Source organism: Tenacibaculum sp. TB-53, assembly GCF_059716285.2.
On sequence record NZ_CM202790.1, the window covers coordinates 2712680 to 2725725 of the forward strand.

The window sequence follows — 13046 nt, forward strand, 5'->3', positions numbered from 1 at the left end:
AGTTAAAAAAAACTTAATAAAATTGTAACGTTTCTTAAATTCATACGTCTTTATAGTAAGAAAGTCGTTATAAATGAAAAACTTACGCAAAATAATAGCACTGTTTATTTTCATATTCATTACAGGAATTATCGTAACAGTAGTGAGTATAAATACAACTTTAAATAAAAAAACTCCTTCAGAAGTAGTAACTAAAGATACTATTTACCTTATCAAAGCTTCTAAGAAAGCCGTATAAGCCTTTTTTACTCACTTATTATCACTTTTCAACAAACGTAGTATTTACGCCTTATTTTTTGCAATTTGCCCTAAAAGAAGACAAAAAGGTTACACTAGTTTTTTTAAATCAGTAAATGATTAGTAGAAGAATTTGTAAAACTCAAACTTCAAAAAAACTGTTATTAACATATTATATTATTAATAAAAGAGATTTTAAAAATTTAAAAAAAGAAATGATTGTTATTATAGTGTGTTAATATGTAGCATAAAAAGTGGATTTTATTTTTGGTGAAGTGACTTATTAAAATAAATAAACAAGTTATTAGTTAAATAAAACTTTAAAAATCAACTATAAAATAGAGTTATTAACAAAAGTTATAAACAGCAATTCACTGAAAATTTTGAATAGTTAATATTCTTTTCAATGTAAAAAAAGGGTTAATTTAATGTTGATAAATGTTCATTAAAATCTCAAAAAAAAAGTTGCATAATTAATTCTTGTTCTTGTATTGTAAAAAATATCTAGAAAATCAAATTTTCTTTTCAGAATATACTATTACTTCTTAACAATTTGATAATATAGCTTAACTTCTTAATTTTAAATAGGTTATTAAGAATGCTAAAAAAAGCATTGTTAATTACTGTTGATAACCGTGAATAACTGTATTTTTGTAATTCACAACTGAATTAAAATCAACAAATTATGACAATCGCTGTAGGAAATGATCACGCAGGCACCGAATACAAATTTGAAATAGTTAAACTTTTAGAAGAATTAGGGCATAAAGTAATCAACTTTGGTACGAATGAAACCGATAGTATGGATTACCCAGATACAATTCATCCAGCTGCTGAAGCTGTGGAGACAGGACAAGCAGAAATGGGAATTATTTTATGTGGAAGTGGTAATGGAGCGCAAATGACCGCTAACAAACACCAGGGAGTTCGTGCAGCTTTGTGTTGGAACAATGAATTGGTGGAATTAACACGTCAGCATAATGATGCTAACATTTTAACAATTCCTGCGCGTTTTGTTTCGTTACAACAAGCCTTAGGTTTTGTAAAGATTTTCTTATCTACCGAATTTGAAGGAGGTCGTCACGCGAATAGAGTAAATAAAATAGCTTGCTGTTAATGAATTTTATAGTAAAAAGATTTCAAGAATTAACAACTTCAGAACTGTATGAGCTTTTGCAATTACGTTCTGAAGTTTTTGTTGTTGAGCAAGATTGTGTGTATCAAGATATTGATGGTAAAGATCAAAAGGCTTTACACGTTATAGGAGTTAAAGAAGGTAAAATAGTAACTTATACACGATTATTTAATAGTGGTGAATATTTTGATACACCAAGTATTGGTAGGGTAGTAGTTAAAGAAACGGAACGTAAATATGGTTACGGACACGATTTGATTAAAGCATCCATAAAAGCTATTGTTGATAACTACAATGAAACTACCATAACGATTTCTGCACAAACCTATTTGCAAAAATTCTACGAATCTCACGGATTTAAACAAATAGGTGAAGGTTATTTAGAAGATGGTATTCCGCATATAAGAATGGTTAGAAATTAGTTTCTAATTAAAGCAAAAGCACCATTTTTAGCCTCTCCGTTTGTAAAAATTATTTGATACCAGTATGTAGTACTTGGAAGTGGTTTTCCATTGTATAAACCATTCCAACCAATAGTGTTTGGTTTAATTTTACCTACTATCTTTCCAAATCTATCAGTAATATAAATTTCTTTAATAAGATTGTTATTAGCGTTTACAATCCAAGTATCATTGTTACCATCGTTATTTGGAGTAAAAAAGTTTGTAATGGTAACATCTCTTTCTTCCTCTATAAGAATGGTAAAACTACTTTCATTATTACAACTAGTATTTATAGGGTTTACATTATAAATATAAATTGTTTGAGAATCAGTAATAATATCTCCAGAATTTAATTGATTTCCATTTCCTCCAGATTCAGTATAATAATTTCCATTTATTAGATTAGGTAAAGTAAATTCATTAATAGCAAAAACATCATTTAAAATATCAATATCAGGTGAATTGTTTATAGTAACCATAAATGAAGATTCAATTGAACAAGAAGGATTACTTGAATCTTCGTTATAAATAAAAATTGTTTGAGATTTATTTATAATATCTCCAGAGTTCAATCGATTTCCATTTCCATTAGATTCAGTATAGTATTTTCCATCAGATAAACTAGGTAAAGAGTAATTATCACAGGTGATAACATCATTTAAAGTATCTACTGTAATAGTACATGTAGTTTGGTTACATTCATTTGTATTTTCTTTAAAAACAGTATTATCATCTATTTGAGTCCAGTTTGTTATACTATAGTTTACATTATCAACTAAAACACATGTAAGGTTAGGATTATATCTTAAATCGAAACTATTTGATAAAATATTAGTGTTGTTATTGTTTCTTATATCAAGATTAGTTAATTGATTGTATCTACAGTTTAAAAATGTTAGTTCTTTATTATTAATTAAATTTAACTCTTTAATGGAGTTATTAAAACAATCTAATCTTGCTAATTTTAAATTATTACTTAAATCTAAACTTGATATTTTATTAAAATAAATATCCAACCAATATAAATCGGGATTGTTAGAAGTATTTAGTTGAGTAAGATTATTACTTGAACAACTTAAAAACCTTAATTTAAGATTATTTGAAATATCTAGGTCACTAAGATTATTACCATAAATAACAAAGTGCTCTAATTTAATATTCTTGGTAACATTTATACTAGAAAGTTTTGAATCATTAACAGAAAGAAACTTTATTAAAGTGTTATTTGTTACATCTAATGTATTTAGATTACCTGCACCACAAATTAAGGTTTCTAATTTAATAAGTTGACTAACATCAATATTGGTAAAAAAATTATCAGAACAATCCAAGTATGTTAAAGAAACAAAATCTTGAATACCTGTCATATCACTAATATTCTTATTTTCTAGATCTAATTTTTTTATTGTTTCAATATTACTAGTCAAAACATAATTATCCAAAGGACCAGAATCATAGCCTGAATCAATTAAAAATTGTTCAAAATTATCATCGGGTACATAAGTATTTTGTGAGTAAGAAAATAAAGTAAAAAAGAAAAGTAAAAGAGTTATATATTTTTTCATGGCTTTTTTATAAAGCTGTAAAAGTAACAAACTAAATCAATTCCTCAACTTCTTTAACTTCACCAACTTGCATATTACCTAATAAAATATTACCCACACGAACACGTACTAAACGAAGTGTAGGAAAACCAACAGCTGAGGTCATTTTACGTACTTGTCTAAATTTTCCTTCGGTTAAGGTAATTGATATCCAGGGAGTAGGACCGTGACGAGCATCTCTAATTTTTTTAGAACGTTCAGGTAAATCTGGCGTATCCATTGCTCTGACTTTGCAAGCTTTAGTTATATATTTCTTTCCGTCAAAACCAATTTCAACCCCATTTTTTAATTGATTAATAGCTTCTGAAGTAATTGCTCCGTCTAACTGAACATAATATTCTTTTTCAACTCCACCTCTGGTAGTGATAAAGTCGCTTACTTTTCCATCTGTTGTTAATAACAATAAACCTTCCGATTTTGCATCCAATCTACCAACAGCCATTGTTTTTTCAGGAAAATTGTATAATTCACCTAATAATTTGTGTTTACCTCCTTTTTTTTGATTTGTAATAAATTGTGATAAAAAACCATAAGGTTTGTAAATCATGAAGTGACGATGGTTTGACATCTTTTCTTTTTTAAGAAGTACAATATTACAAAATGTAACATAAAAAGATAGGATACTAAAGCTAGTTTTTCATAACTTAGCCGTTCTTATTACTTAAAATAATTAGTACGATTTATGGCAGCAGATAAAGAAAAAGAAGCGAAATTAAAAGCGCTTCAACTTACACTAGATAAGTTAGACAAAACTTACGGTAAAGGAACCGTAATGAAGTTAGGAGATAGCCAAGTAGAAGATGTAGATGCAATATCGTCAGGTTCTTTAGGATTAGATTTAGCCTTAGGAGTAGGAGGGTATCCTCGTGGAAGAATTATAGAAATTTACGGACCAGAATCATCAGGTAAAACAACTTTAACAATACATGCAATTGCAGAAGCTCAAAAAGCAGGAGGTATTGCTGCTTTTATTGATGCAGAACATGCTTTTGATCGTTTTTATGCTGAAAGTTTAGGTGTAGATGTTGATAATTTAATTATTTCTCAACCGGACCATGGTGAGCAAGCTTTAGAGATTGCTGATAATTTAATTCGTTCGGGAGCTATTGACATTGTAGTTATTGATTCGGTTGCAGCATTAACACCAAAATCTGAAATTGAAGGTGAAATGGGTGATTCTAAAATGGGATTACATGCACGTTTAATGTCACAAGCTCTACGTAAATTAACAGGTACTATTAGTAAAACAAACTGTACAGTTATATTTATTAACCAATTACGTGAAAAGATTGGAGTTATGTTTGGTAACCCAGAAACTACAACAGGTGGTAACGCTTTAAAGTTTTATGCATCTGTTCGTTTAGATATTCGTCGTAGAACACAAATTAAAGATGGGGATAAAGTAATTGGTAACAGTACTAAAGTTAAGATTGTAAAGAATAAAGTAGCTCCACCATTCCAACAAGCAGAATTTGATATTATGTATGGTGCAGGAATATCAAAAGTTGGTGAAGTTTTGGATATTGGAGTAGAATACGGAATTATAAAGAAAAGTGGTTCATGGTTTAGTTATGGAGACACTAAATTAGGTCAGGGTAGAGATGCTGTAAAAGGTGTTATTAAAGACAACCCTGAATTAATGGAAGAGTTAGAAAATAAAATAAAAGATGCTATTGAAAATCAAGATTAAGTTTTAAATTTAAAAGTTCTAACTATTACTAAAAAGCTGTTGAAAACTTCAACAGCTTTTTTTCTTTAGAAAGAATAAGATATGTGTTTAAATTCCAGTACTACCAAAACCACCAGCACCACGTTCAGTTTCGTTTAAAACTTCTACTTCTTGCCAGTTTACACGTTCGTGTTTTGTAATAACTAATTGCGCAATTCGCTCACCATCGTTAACTGTAAAATCTTCGTTAGATAAATTTACTAAAATCACCCCAATTTCTCCACGATAATCAGCATCAACTGTACCAGGAGAATTTAATACGGTAATCCCTTTTTTGGCTGCGAGTCCACTACGTGGACGAACTTGAGCTTCATACCCAACAGGAAGCGCAATAAATAAACCTGTTTTAATAATAGCTCTCTCTAAAGGTTTTAAAATAATAGCAGCATCTATATTTGCACGTAAATCCATTCCTGCAGATCCCTCGGTTTCATAAGCTGGTGTTTGATGTTTGGATTTGTTTATGATTTGTACGTTCATATGTTTCATATAGTTTTTAAAATTCAAATATAATAACCTTTAAGTTTAGAGAGTCGATTATAGATTTCTTAATTTTGTAATACAAACAAATACTACTTATGAACAATCAAACTAAAATAGCCGTTTTAGGAGGTGGAAGTTGGGCAACAGCTATTATTAAAATGTTATCTGAAAACTTAGAAACTATTGGTTGGTATATGCGCAGCATATATGCTATTGAACATATTAAACGTAATAAACATAATCCTAGTTATTTAAGTTCTGCAGAGTTACATCCTGAACAGTTAGATTTGTCTGAAAATATAAATTACATTGTAGAAAATTATGATGTGTTAATTTTTGCCGTTCCTTCTGCTTTTTTAAACGGAGAATTAGAAAAACTTACTGCTTCTTTAGAGAATAAAGTTATTTTTTCAGCCATTAAAGGAATTGTACCAGAATCAGGATTAATTGTTGGTGAACATTTTCATGAAAAATACAATATACCATATGAAAATATTGGGGTAATATCTGGACCATGTCATGCAGAAGAAGTAGCAATGGAACGCTTATCGTATTTAACACTTGCTTGTCAAGATGAAGAAAAAGCAAAAAAACTTAGTGAAGCTATTGCAGGACGCTATATTAAAACTAAAATTTCTGATGATATTATTGGTACTGAATATGCAGCGATGTTAAAAAATATTTATGCTATAGCTGCAGGAATTGCTCATGGTTTAGGCTATGGAGATAATTTTCAAGCGGTATTAATGAGTAATGGTATTAGAGAAATGAAACGCTTTATTAAAAAGATTCATAAAATGAAGCGCAATATTAACAATTCAGCATACCTAGGTGATTTATTAGTTACTGGATATTCTACATTTAGTAGAAATAGAATGTTTGGAAATATGATAGGAAAAGGCTACACTGTAAAATCTGCAATGTTAGAAATGAGTATGGTTGCTGAAGGATACTATGCAACAAAAAGTGCCTATAAAATTAATCAAAAAAACAAAGCTAAAACTCCAATAATCGACGCTGTTTATAACGTTTTATACGACAAGAAAGAAGCGAAAGATGAGTTTTTAAAGTTAACAAATAGATTAGATTAGTTGTTTGCATTTGTACAAATAATCCTTCTTAATAAAAATTAAGAAGCCCCATCAATCGCTCCTATATTTAGTTGTGTATAGGTCTTGTATACAAGATACAATAGTAACAAATTTAGATTAAAATTCTGATTAACAAAGTTTTTAATTAAAAATATTAGATATTTTAATTATGAAATAATTTTACTATAAGTTTTATTTTTGTTTCTTTGGTTTAAAATTAAACAAAAAATGAAAACAATTCAAGAAGCTGTTGAAATAACTATCAGAAAAACTCCTTTCATAGAGGAGGCTCTTAATGAAAAGTTAATTAATGTGTCATCGTTAGCAAGAGAAATTTTACCTGAAGTTTCTAAACTTTTAAAAAAAGAAGTAAAAGTAGGTGCTGTAATGATGGCTATTAACAGGTTATCTCCAGCAAATGAATTGAGAGTTAGAAAAAATATTAAAAGACTTGCTTTAAATTTGGGTGACGTGATTGTCCGTTCTGATTTATGTGATTTTACATTCAAAAATACAACGTCTTTATTAAAAGAAATTGCTAAAATTTTAAGTAAATCAGCAGATAGTAAAGATTATTTCTTAACGGTTTCACAAGGTATTTTTGAAACAAATATTGTAACAAGTAAAAACTTACAACCTTTTGTTGAAGAAATTTTTAAGAAAGAAGCATTAATTAATAATGTAAACGATTTAGCTTCTATAACTATAAAACTACCAAAAGGAAACTTAGATCAATCAGGTATATACTATTTTATTTTAAAACAATTTGCTTGGGCAAATATAGCGGTACAAGAAGTAATTTCTACAACACATGAAATGACTATAGTAGTAAAGGAAAGAGATGTAAATGAAACATTTGCAATTTTAATGGATTTGAAATTAAATTAATTTATGGAAAAAAAAGACCCCTATGCTTCCTTAAGAATTAAAGAATTTAATATTTTTCTTTTAGTACGTTTTGCCTTAGTATTTGCATGGTCTATGCAATTTATTATTATCGAATGGCAGGTTTACAGTATCACTAAAAATCCATTATCATTAGGAATTATTGGACTAATGGAAGTAATTCCTGCAGTATCCATGGCGTTGTTTGCTGGTCATATTGTAGATCAAAAAGAAAAAAGAAATCTACTAGCCTTGTGTATTGGCCTATTTTCACTCATAAGTTTAGGACTATTCTTTTTAACATTACCTAGTTTTATTGAAGATTGGAATAAAAATACTGTGCTATATGCTATTTATGCTCTGGTCTTTTTTGGTGGATTATTACGTTCTTTTTTCGGACCTACGATTTTTTCATTAATTGCTTTAATTGTACCTAAAAAATTATATCCTAACGCTGCAACATGGAGTAGTTCAACTTGGCAAATAGCTTCAGTATTAGGACCAGCTTTTGCAGGGTTTACTATTTCTTGGATTGGAGTACATTGGTCTTTATGTGTTGTATTTGGTTTAGTTTCAATATCATTTTTTACGGTATTTTTTATCAAAAAGAAACCAATTCTAAATCCAAAAATTGGAGAACCCGTAATGAAAAGTTTAAAAGAAGGAGTACGTTTTGTATATAAAACAAAAGCTATTTTAGGAGCACTTACATTAGATATGATTTCGGTATTATTTGGTGGAGCAGTAGCATTATTACCAGTATATGCTCAAGATATTTTAAAAGTTGGACCAGAAGGGTTTGGTGCATTGCGTGCAGCACCAGCCATAGGAGCCTTTTTAACGATGTTAGTTACTGCATATATACCTATAAGTAGAAATGCAGGAATGAAGCTTTTAACAGCTATATTTGGTTTCGGAATTTGTATTATAGTATTTGGTTTATCAACCGTTTTTTGGATTTCTATTGTAGCCCTATTTTTTAGTGGTGTAACCGATGGTGTTTCTATGGTAATTCGTCAAACCATTTTACAATTAAAAACACCTGATCATATGCGTGGTAGAGTAGCTTCAGTAAATTCTATGTTTGTAGGTTCTTCTAACGAATTAGGAGCTTTTGAAAGTGGGGTAACAGCAAAGTTAATGGGAACAGTAACAGCAGTAGTTTTTGGTGGTACTATGACTTTAATTACCGTTATTACTACTGGAGTTTTAAATCCAACGCTTAGAAAGTTAGATTTAACTAAAGATTTGGAAGAGCATGAGAAGGAAGAATAATAAGATTAATTATACAGACATAAAAAAGCCCAAAAACTTTGTTTCTGGGCTTTTTTTATGTTTTGAAAATTATATTTTCTTATAAATCAAACTTAATTCCCTGTGCTAAAGGTAATTCATCAGAATAGTTTACTGTGTTTGTTTGACGACGCATGTATACTTTCCAAGCATCAGATCCAGACTCACGTCCACCACCTGTTTCTTTTTCACCTCCGAAAGCACCTCCGATCTCAGCACCAGAAGTTCCTATATTTACATTTGCAATTCCACAATCAGATCCTGCAAATGATAAGAATTTTTCAGCTTCTTTCATTTCTGCTGTCATAATTGAAGAAGATAATCCTTGCGCTACTCCATTTTGTAATTCAATAGCGTTTTCAACATCTCCTGAATACTTCATCAAGTATAAAATTGGAGCAAATGTTTCATGTTGAACAATTTCATAATGGTTTTCAGCTTCAATAATTGCTGGTTTAACGTAACAACCACTTTCATAACCTTCTCCTTCTAAAACGCCTCCTTCAACTAATACCTTACCTCCTTCAGCTTTTGCTTTTTCAATAGCAGCTAAATATGTATTTACAGAATCTTTATCAATTAATGGACCAACGTGATTGTTTTCATCTAATGGGTTTCCAATCTTAATTTGACCGTAAGCTCCAACAATCGCATCTCTTACTTTATCATATACAGATTCGTGGATGATTAAACGACGTGTTGATGTACAACGCTGACCACAAGTACCTACAGCACCAAATACAGCTCCAGGAACTACTACTTTTAAATCAGCAGTTGGAGTAATAATAATTGCATTGTTTCCTCCTAATTCTAATAATGATTTACCGAAACGCTCAGCAACTTTAGCACCAACAATACGTCCCATTCTTGTAGAACCAGTAGCTGATACTAAAGGAATACGAGTATCTTCAGTAATGTATTCACCAACTTTGTAATCTCCATTAACAATACAAGAAATTCCTTCTGGTAAATCGTTAGCTTTTAAAACCTCAGCTATAATATTTTGGCAAGCTACTGAACATAAAGGAGCTTTTTCTGAACCTTTCCATACACATACGTTACCACAAATCCAAGCTAATGCTGTATTCCAAGACCAAACAGCCACAGGGAAATTAAATGCTGATATAATACCAACCACTCCTAATGGGTGCCATTGCTCTCTCATTACGTGTCCTGGTCTTTCTGATGGAATTACTTGTCCGTTTAACTGACGAGATAAACCTACAGCAAAATCACAGATATCAATCATTTCTTGAACCTCACCTAAACCTTCTTGGTAAGATTTTCCCATTTCGTAAGAAACTAACTTACCTAATGGTTCTTTTAATTCTCTTAACTTGTTTCCAAATTGACGAACAATTTCTCCACGTTGAGGTGCAGGCATTGCTCTCCACTCTTTAAAAGCAGTTGTAGCTACATCCATCACCTTATTATAATCTTCACGAGTACTTGCTACTACTTTACCAATTAACTTACCATCAACAGGTGAATAACTTTCAATAACTTCTCCATTTGCAAAGTTTACTGAACCTGTAGAAGTTCCGTTGTTTATATCTTTTAAGCCTAATTGAGCTAAAGCTTCTTTAATACCAAAATCTGCCATGTTTTATATTGTAATTTTAGTTTTTATATTTAAAACTCAAAACTACGAATAATTTTACAATTAATAAATTAAACAAAAACAACTTAGTTTGTTTAAAAATTAACAAAATAATGAAAAATATTTACAACTACCTTGCTTTAATTTTGTTACTATTTTCTTGCAATCAATCTAAAGTAACTTCCAAAGAGCTAAATAATACTCCTACTAATGAGTTCGCTATTATTATTCATGGGGGTGCTGGTACCATTTTAAAAGAGAATATGACTCCCGAAAAAGAAACTGCTTATAAAGCTAAGCTAGAGGAAGCTATAAAAACAGGATATGAGATTTTAAAGAACGGTGGTTCTAGTGGTGATGCTGTTGTAAAAACTATTCAGGTTATGGAAGAATCTCCTCTTTTCAATGCTGGAAAAGGAGCTGTATTTACACATGAAGAAACTAATGAATTAGATGCTTCTTTTATGGATGGAAAAACATTGAATGCAGGTGCTGTAGCTGGGGTAAAAGATATAAAAAGCCCTATTGAAGCTGCTAGAACGGTGATGACAAACTCCGATCATGTGCTGCTTTCTGGAAGTGGAGCTTCCAAATTTGCTAAAGAACAAGGGTTGAAAATTGTAGACCCGAGTTATTTTTATACTGAAAATCGCTTTAAATCTTTACAACGAATTAAAGACAAAGAAAAAACGGAGTTAGATCATGATGATAAAGAAGCTGCTTTTTATGATATTGACATTAAAAATAGTAAATTCGGTACAGTAGGTTGCGTTGCTCTGGATAAAAAAGGAAACATTTCTGCAGGAACTTCTACTGGAGGTATGACTAACAAACGTTGGGGACGAATTGGAGATTCTCCTATTATTGGTTCAGGTACTTATGCAAATAATAAAACCTGTGGTGTTTCTTCAACTGGTTGGGGTGAATACTTTATAAGATCTCAAGTAGCGTATGATATTTCTGCTCAAATGGAATATCAACAAAAATCATTAAAAGAAGCTACCAAAGATGTGATTCAAAATAAATTAACCAAACTTGGTGGAACAGGTGGTGTTGTTGCACTTGATAAAAATGGAAATATGTCTTTTGAGTTTAATACTGCAGGAATGTACAGAGCTTCAATGGATGATAAAGGTAATTTAGTAATTAAAATTTACAACGATTAAAACTGATAATTTAAACCTGTATAAACACCAATAAAGTATGGCAGAAACCCATTTGAATCGTTTTTAAATGTATTTAACTGGGTTTTTAGCATTGGATTAATATTTAGAGACCATTTTTTACTGAACTTATAACTAAAATCTACCCCTAAATTTCCACTAAAGTTAACGCTATTTAAGTTGTTTGCTTCTCCTGATGTTGAAAAATCTGTAGTTTTTAAGTTTACATCATTCTTATTTAAAAACAAAGAACTAAAACCCATAACTAATTGTGTTTTTAGCTTTTTTCCTTCTAATACACTATACTTAACTTCTACTGGAACTTCAATATATCCATAACTTTGATTCAACTTACCATCTAGACTACCTGAGCTAATGGATACTGAATTTGTACTAAAATTTATTTGAGAAGTATCATTTAACTCATAACTTTCTCCTGAACTAAAAGCTACACTTGCACTACTTGAATTTGCAGGATTAACAGCTACGTTGGTATTAGAATACTCCATTTCTTGGAGGTGTACTCCTGACTGAATAGACCATTTTTTACTTAATTGATAAGCAATTTGAACACCATAAGAATAACTTGTACTTCCTTTTGTAGAGTTTGATAAACTTGCATCTATTGGAGATGATTTAGAAAAAGAATTTGAGTTTAATACTGCTACTGTTGGAGAAACGGTCCAAAGTTTCTTTATCTTATCCTCTTCTTTTTTATCCTTTTCAGCATTTACAACCGCTAAAAAATCTTTTTTTGGTTTTATAATCTTACGAATTGTATCATTGTTTTTTTTGAAAAAACTTTTTTCTTCTTTTTTAAGAACTGGCAAGCTATTTTCAAGCTTGCCAGCAGAATTTTCTTCTTTCACAACATCATTTTTAGCCAGTAAAGCCCCTTCAACTACTCTACTTGACACGTTATTGCTATCTTTTTCTTGCAATTCTTTTTTACTAACCTTCACAACATGATTAGCGGTTAAAACTTCGTTTTTACGATGTTTTTCTTTCAAATTATTTTTCTTTTTCGTTACTTCTTTTACAACAAGTATTTCCCTTATATTTTCTTTTGTTGGTTTTATTAATAAATTATCTTTTAATTCTTCATTTTTATTTTCTTGCTCTTTAGTTGCTGGTTTTGGTGATTCAACTATAATTACATCTGTATCATCTATATTTCCCTTTTCATAAGTAAAGGGATAAAACAAAAAACCTAAAACAAGCATAGCTGCAACCCCTCCAGAAAACCACCAAATAGGAAAAACACGCTGTTTTTTCTTTTTTTGGAGCTTTTCTTCAATAGCATTCCATACATTTTCATTTGGAGTTACCTCCAAATCTTTAAGTTTTTCTTGAAATAGTCTATCGATATTTTTTTCTTCCATC

General features: G+C 30.3%; 13 protein-coding genes. 8 read left to right on the forward strand and 5 right to left on the reverse strand.

From position 1 onward, the window contains the following. Positions 1–73 precede the first annotated feature (73 nt). The 3 genes from AC3VJB_RS12380 (at position 74) to AC3VJB_RS12390 (ending at position 1794) form a co-directional block, all read left to right on the forward strand. Complete coding sequence (locus AC3VJB_RS12380) at positions 74–238, forward strand: hypothetical protein (protein ID WP_164505163.1); 165 nt, start codon at positions 74–76, stop codon at positions 236–238. A gap of 684 nt (positions 239–922) precedes the next feature. Continuing rightward, the gene (gene rpiB, locus AC3VJB_RS12385; protein WP_073182358.1) at positions 923–1354 is read left to right on the forward strand and encodes a ribose 5-phosphate isomerase B; all 432 of its coding nucleotides are present in this window, start codon (positions 923–925) and stop codon (positions 1352–1354) included. Beyond that, positions 1354–1794 (forward strand): GNAT family N-acetyltransferase, encoded by a 441-nt coding sequence (locus AC3VJB_RS12390; RefSeq protein ID WP_047788061.1) that lies wholly within the window; start codon positions 1354–1356, stop codon positions 1792–1794. Before rpiB ends, AC3VJB_RS12390 begins: the two co-directional genes overlap by 1 nt. Here the strand turns inward: AC3VJB_RS12390 and AC3VJB_RS12395 are convergent. Together AC3VJB_RS12395 and AC3VJB_RS12400 are read right to left on the reverse strand one after the other, a co-directional pair. Beyond that, positions 1791–3380 carry a T9SS type B sorting domain-containing protein gene (locus tag AC3VJB_RS12395; RefSeq protein WP_497667204.1) on the reverse strand — a complete coding sequence of 530 codons (1590 nt, stop codon included), beginning with the start codon at positions 3378–3380 and terminating at the stop codon, positions 1791–1793. The two genes, AC3VJB_RS12390 and AC3VJB_RS12395, sit on opposite strands and share 4 nt — an antisense overlap. 31 nt (positions 3381–3411) lie before the next feature. Beyond that, positions 3412–3987, reverse strand: coding sequence for a pseudouridine synthase (locus tag AC3VJB_RS12400; protein ID WP_497667205.1), 576 nt, complete (start codon positions 3985–3987; stop codon positions 3412–3414). 114 nt (positions 3988–4101) lie between these two features. Here AC3VJB_RS12400 and recA point away from each other — a divergent pair, with 114 nt between their 5' ends. After that, entirely contained in the window at positions 4102–5109 is a 1008-nt protein-coding gene (gene recA / locus AC3VJB_RS12405; protein WP_047788064.1) for a recombinase RecA, read from the forward strand. Positions 5110–5196: 87 nt separating this feature from the next. On the opposite strand, the gene dut is transcribed toward recA, so the two are convergent. Beyond that, positions 5197–5628 (reverse strand): dUTP diphosphatase, encoded by a 432-nt coding sequence (dut, locus tag AC3VJB_RS12410; protein ID WP_047788065.1) that lies wholly within the window; start codon positions 5626–5628, stop codon positions 5197–5199. A gap of 98 nt (positions 5629–5726) precedes the next feature. Here dut and AC3VJB_RS12415 point away from each other — a divergent pair, with 98 nt between their 5' ends. From AC3VJB_RS12415 to AC3VJB_RS12425, 3 genes are all read left to right on the forward strand, one after another. Continuing rightward, positions 5727–6722, forward strand: coding sequence for an NAD(P)H-dependent glycerol-3-phosphate dehydrogenase (locus AC3VJB_RS12415; protein WP_173361122.1), 996 nt, complete (start codon positions 5727–5729; stop codon positions 6720–6722). A gap of 228 nt (positions 6723–6950) precedes the next feature. Then, complete coding sequence (locus AC3VJB_RS12420; protein WP_047788067.1) at positions 6951–7610, forward strand: hypothetical protein; 660 nt, start codon at positions 6951–6953, stop codon at positions 7608–7610. Positions 7611–7613: 3 nt separating this feature from the next. Beyond that, positions 7614–8882 carry an MFS transporter gene (locus AC3VJB_RS12425; RefSeq protein ID WP_047788068.1) on the forward strand — a complete coding sequence of 423 codons (1269 nt, stop codon included), beginning with the start codon at positions 7614–7616 and terminating at the stop codon, positions 8880–8882. A 79-nt stretch (positions 8883–8961) separates the two neighbouring features. On the opposite strand, the gene amaB is transcribed toward AC3VJB_RS12425, so the two are convergent. After that, positions 8962–10503 (reverse strand): L-piperidine-6-carboxylate dehydrogenase, encoded by a 1542-nt coding sequence (gene amaB / locus AC3VJB_RS12430; protein WP_167712591.1) that lies wholly within the window; start codon positions 10501–10503, stop codon positions 8962–8964. A gap of 110 nt (positions 10504–10613) precedes the next feature. Here amaB and AC3VJB_RS12435 point away from each other — a divergent pair, with 110 nt between their 5' ends. Next, positions 10614–11666: an isoaspartyl peptidase/L-asparaginase family protein gene (locus tag AC3VJB_RS12435; RefSeq protein WP_167712590.1), complete on the forward strand. Its 1053-nt coding sequence runs from the start codon at positions 10614–10616 to the stop codon at positions 11664–11666. Here AC3VJB_RS12435 and AC3VJB_RS12440 read toward each other — a convergent pair. After that, positions 11663–13045, reverse strand: a complete 1383-nt coding sequence (locus tag AC3VJB_RS12440) for an outer membrane beta-barrel protein (RefSeq protein WP_497667206.1) — start codon at positions 13043–13045, stop codon at positions 11663–11665. The two genes, AC3VJB_RS12435 and AC3VJB_RS12440, sit on opposite strands and share 4 nt — an antisense overlap. Position 13046: the final 1 nt, after the last annotated feature.

Excerpts from the sequence above, each read along its gene's own strand:
- AC3VJB_RS12415 (WP_173361122.1), top strand. The coding sequence starts at position 5,727 with ATGAACAATCAAACTAAAATAGCCGTTTTAGGAGGTGGAAGTTGGGCA.
- AC3VJB_RS12425 (WP_047788068.1), top strand. The coding sequence starts at position 7,614 with ATGGAAAAAAAAGACCCCTATGCTTCCTTAAGAATTAAAGAATTTAAT.
- dut (WP_047788065.1), bottom strand. The coding sequence starts at position 5,628 with ATGAACGTACAAATCATAAACAAATCCAAACATCAAACACCAGCTTAT.
- AC3VJB_RS12380 (WP_164505163.1), top strand. The coding sequence starts at position 74 with ATGAAAAACTTACGCAAAATAATAGCACTGTTTATTTTCATATTCATT.
- AC3VJB_RS12440 (WP_497667206.1), bottom strand. The coding sequence starts at position 13,045 with ATGGAAGAAAAAAATATCGATAGACTATTTCAAGAAAAACTTAAAGAT.
- AC3VJB_RS12395 (WP_497667204.1), bottom strand. The coding sequence starts at position 3,380 with ATGAAAAAATATATAACTCTTTTACTTTTCTTTTTTACTTTATTTTCT.
- amaB (WP_167712591.1), bottom strand. The coding sequence starts at position 10,503 with ATGGCAGATTTTGGTATTAAAGAAGCTTTAGCTCAATTAGGCTTAAAA.
- rpiB (WP_073182358.1), top strand. The coding sequence starts at position 923 with ATGACAATCGCTGTAGGAAATGATCACGCAGGCACCGAATACAAATTT.
- AC3VJB_RS12390 (WP_047788061.1), top strand. The coding sequence starts at position 1,354 with ATGAATTTTATAGTAAAAAGATTTCAAGAATTAACAACTTCAGAACTG.
- AC3VJB_RS12420 (WP_047788067.1), top strand. The coding sequence starts at position 6,951 with ATGAAAACAATTCAAGAAGCTGTTGAAATAACTATCAGAAAAACTCCT.
- AC3VJB_RS12400 (WP_497667205.1), bottom strand. The coding sequence starts at position 3,987 with ATGTCAAACCATCGTCACTTCATGATTTACAAACCTTATGGTTTTTTA.
- recA (WP_047788064.1), top strand. The coding sequence starts at position 4,102 with ATGGCAGCAGATAAAGAAAAAGAAGCGAAATTAAAAGCGCTTCAACTT.
- AC3VJB_RS12435 (WP_167712590.1), top strand. The coding sequence starts at position 10,614 with ATGAAAAATATTTACAACTACCTTGCTTTAATTTTGTTACTATTTTCT.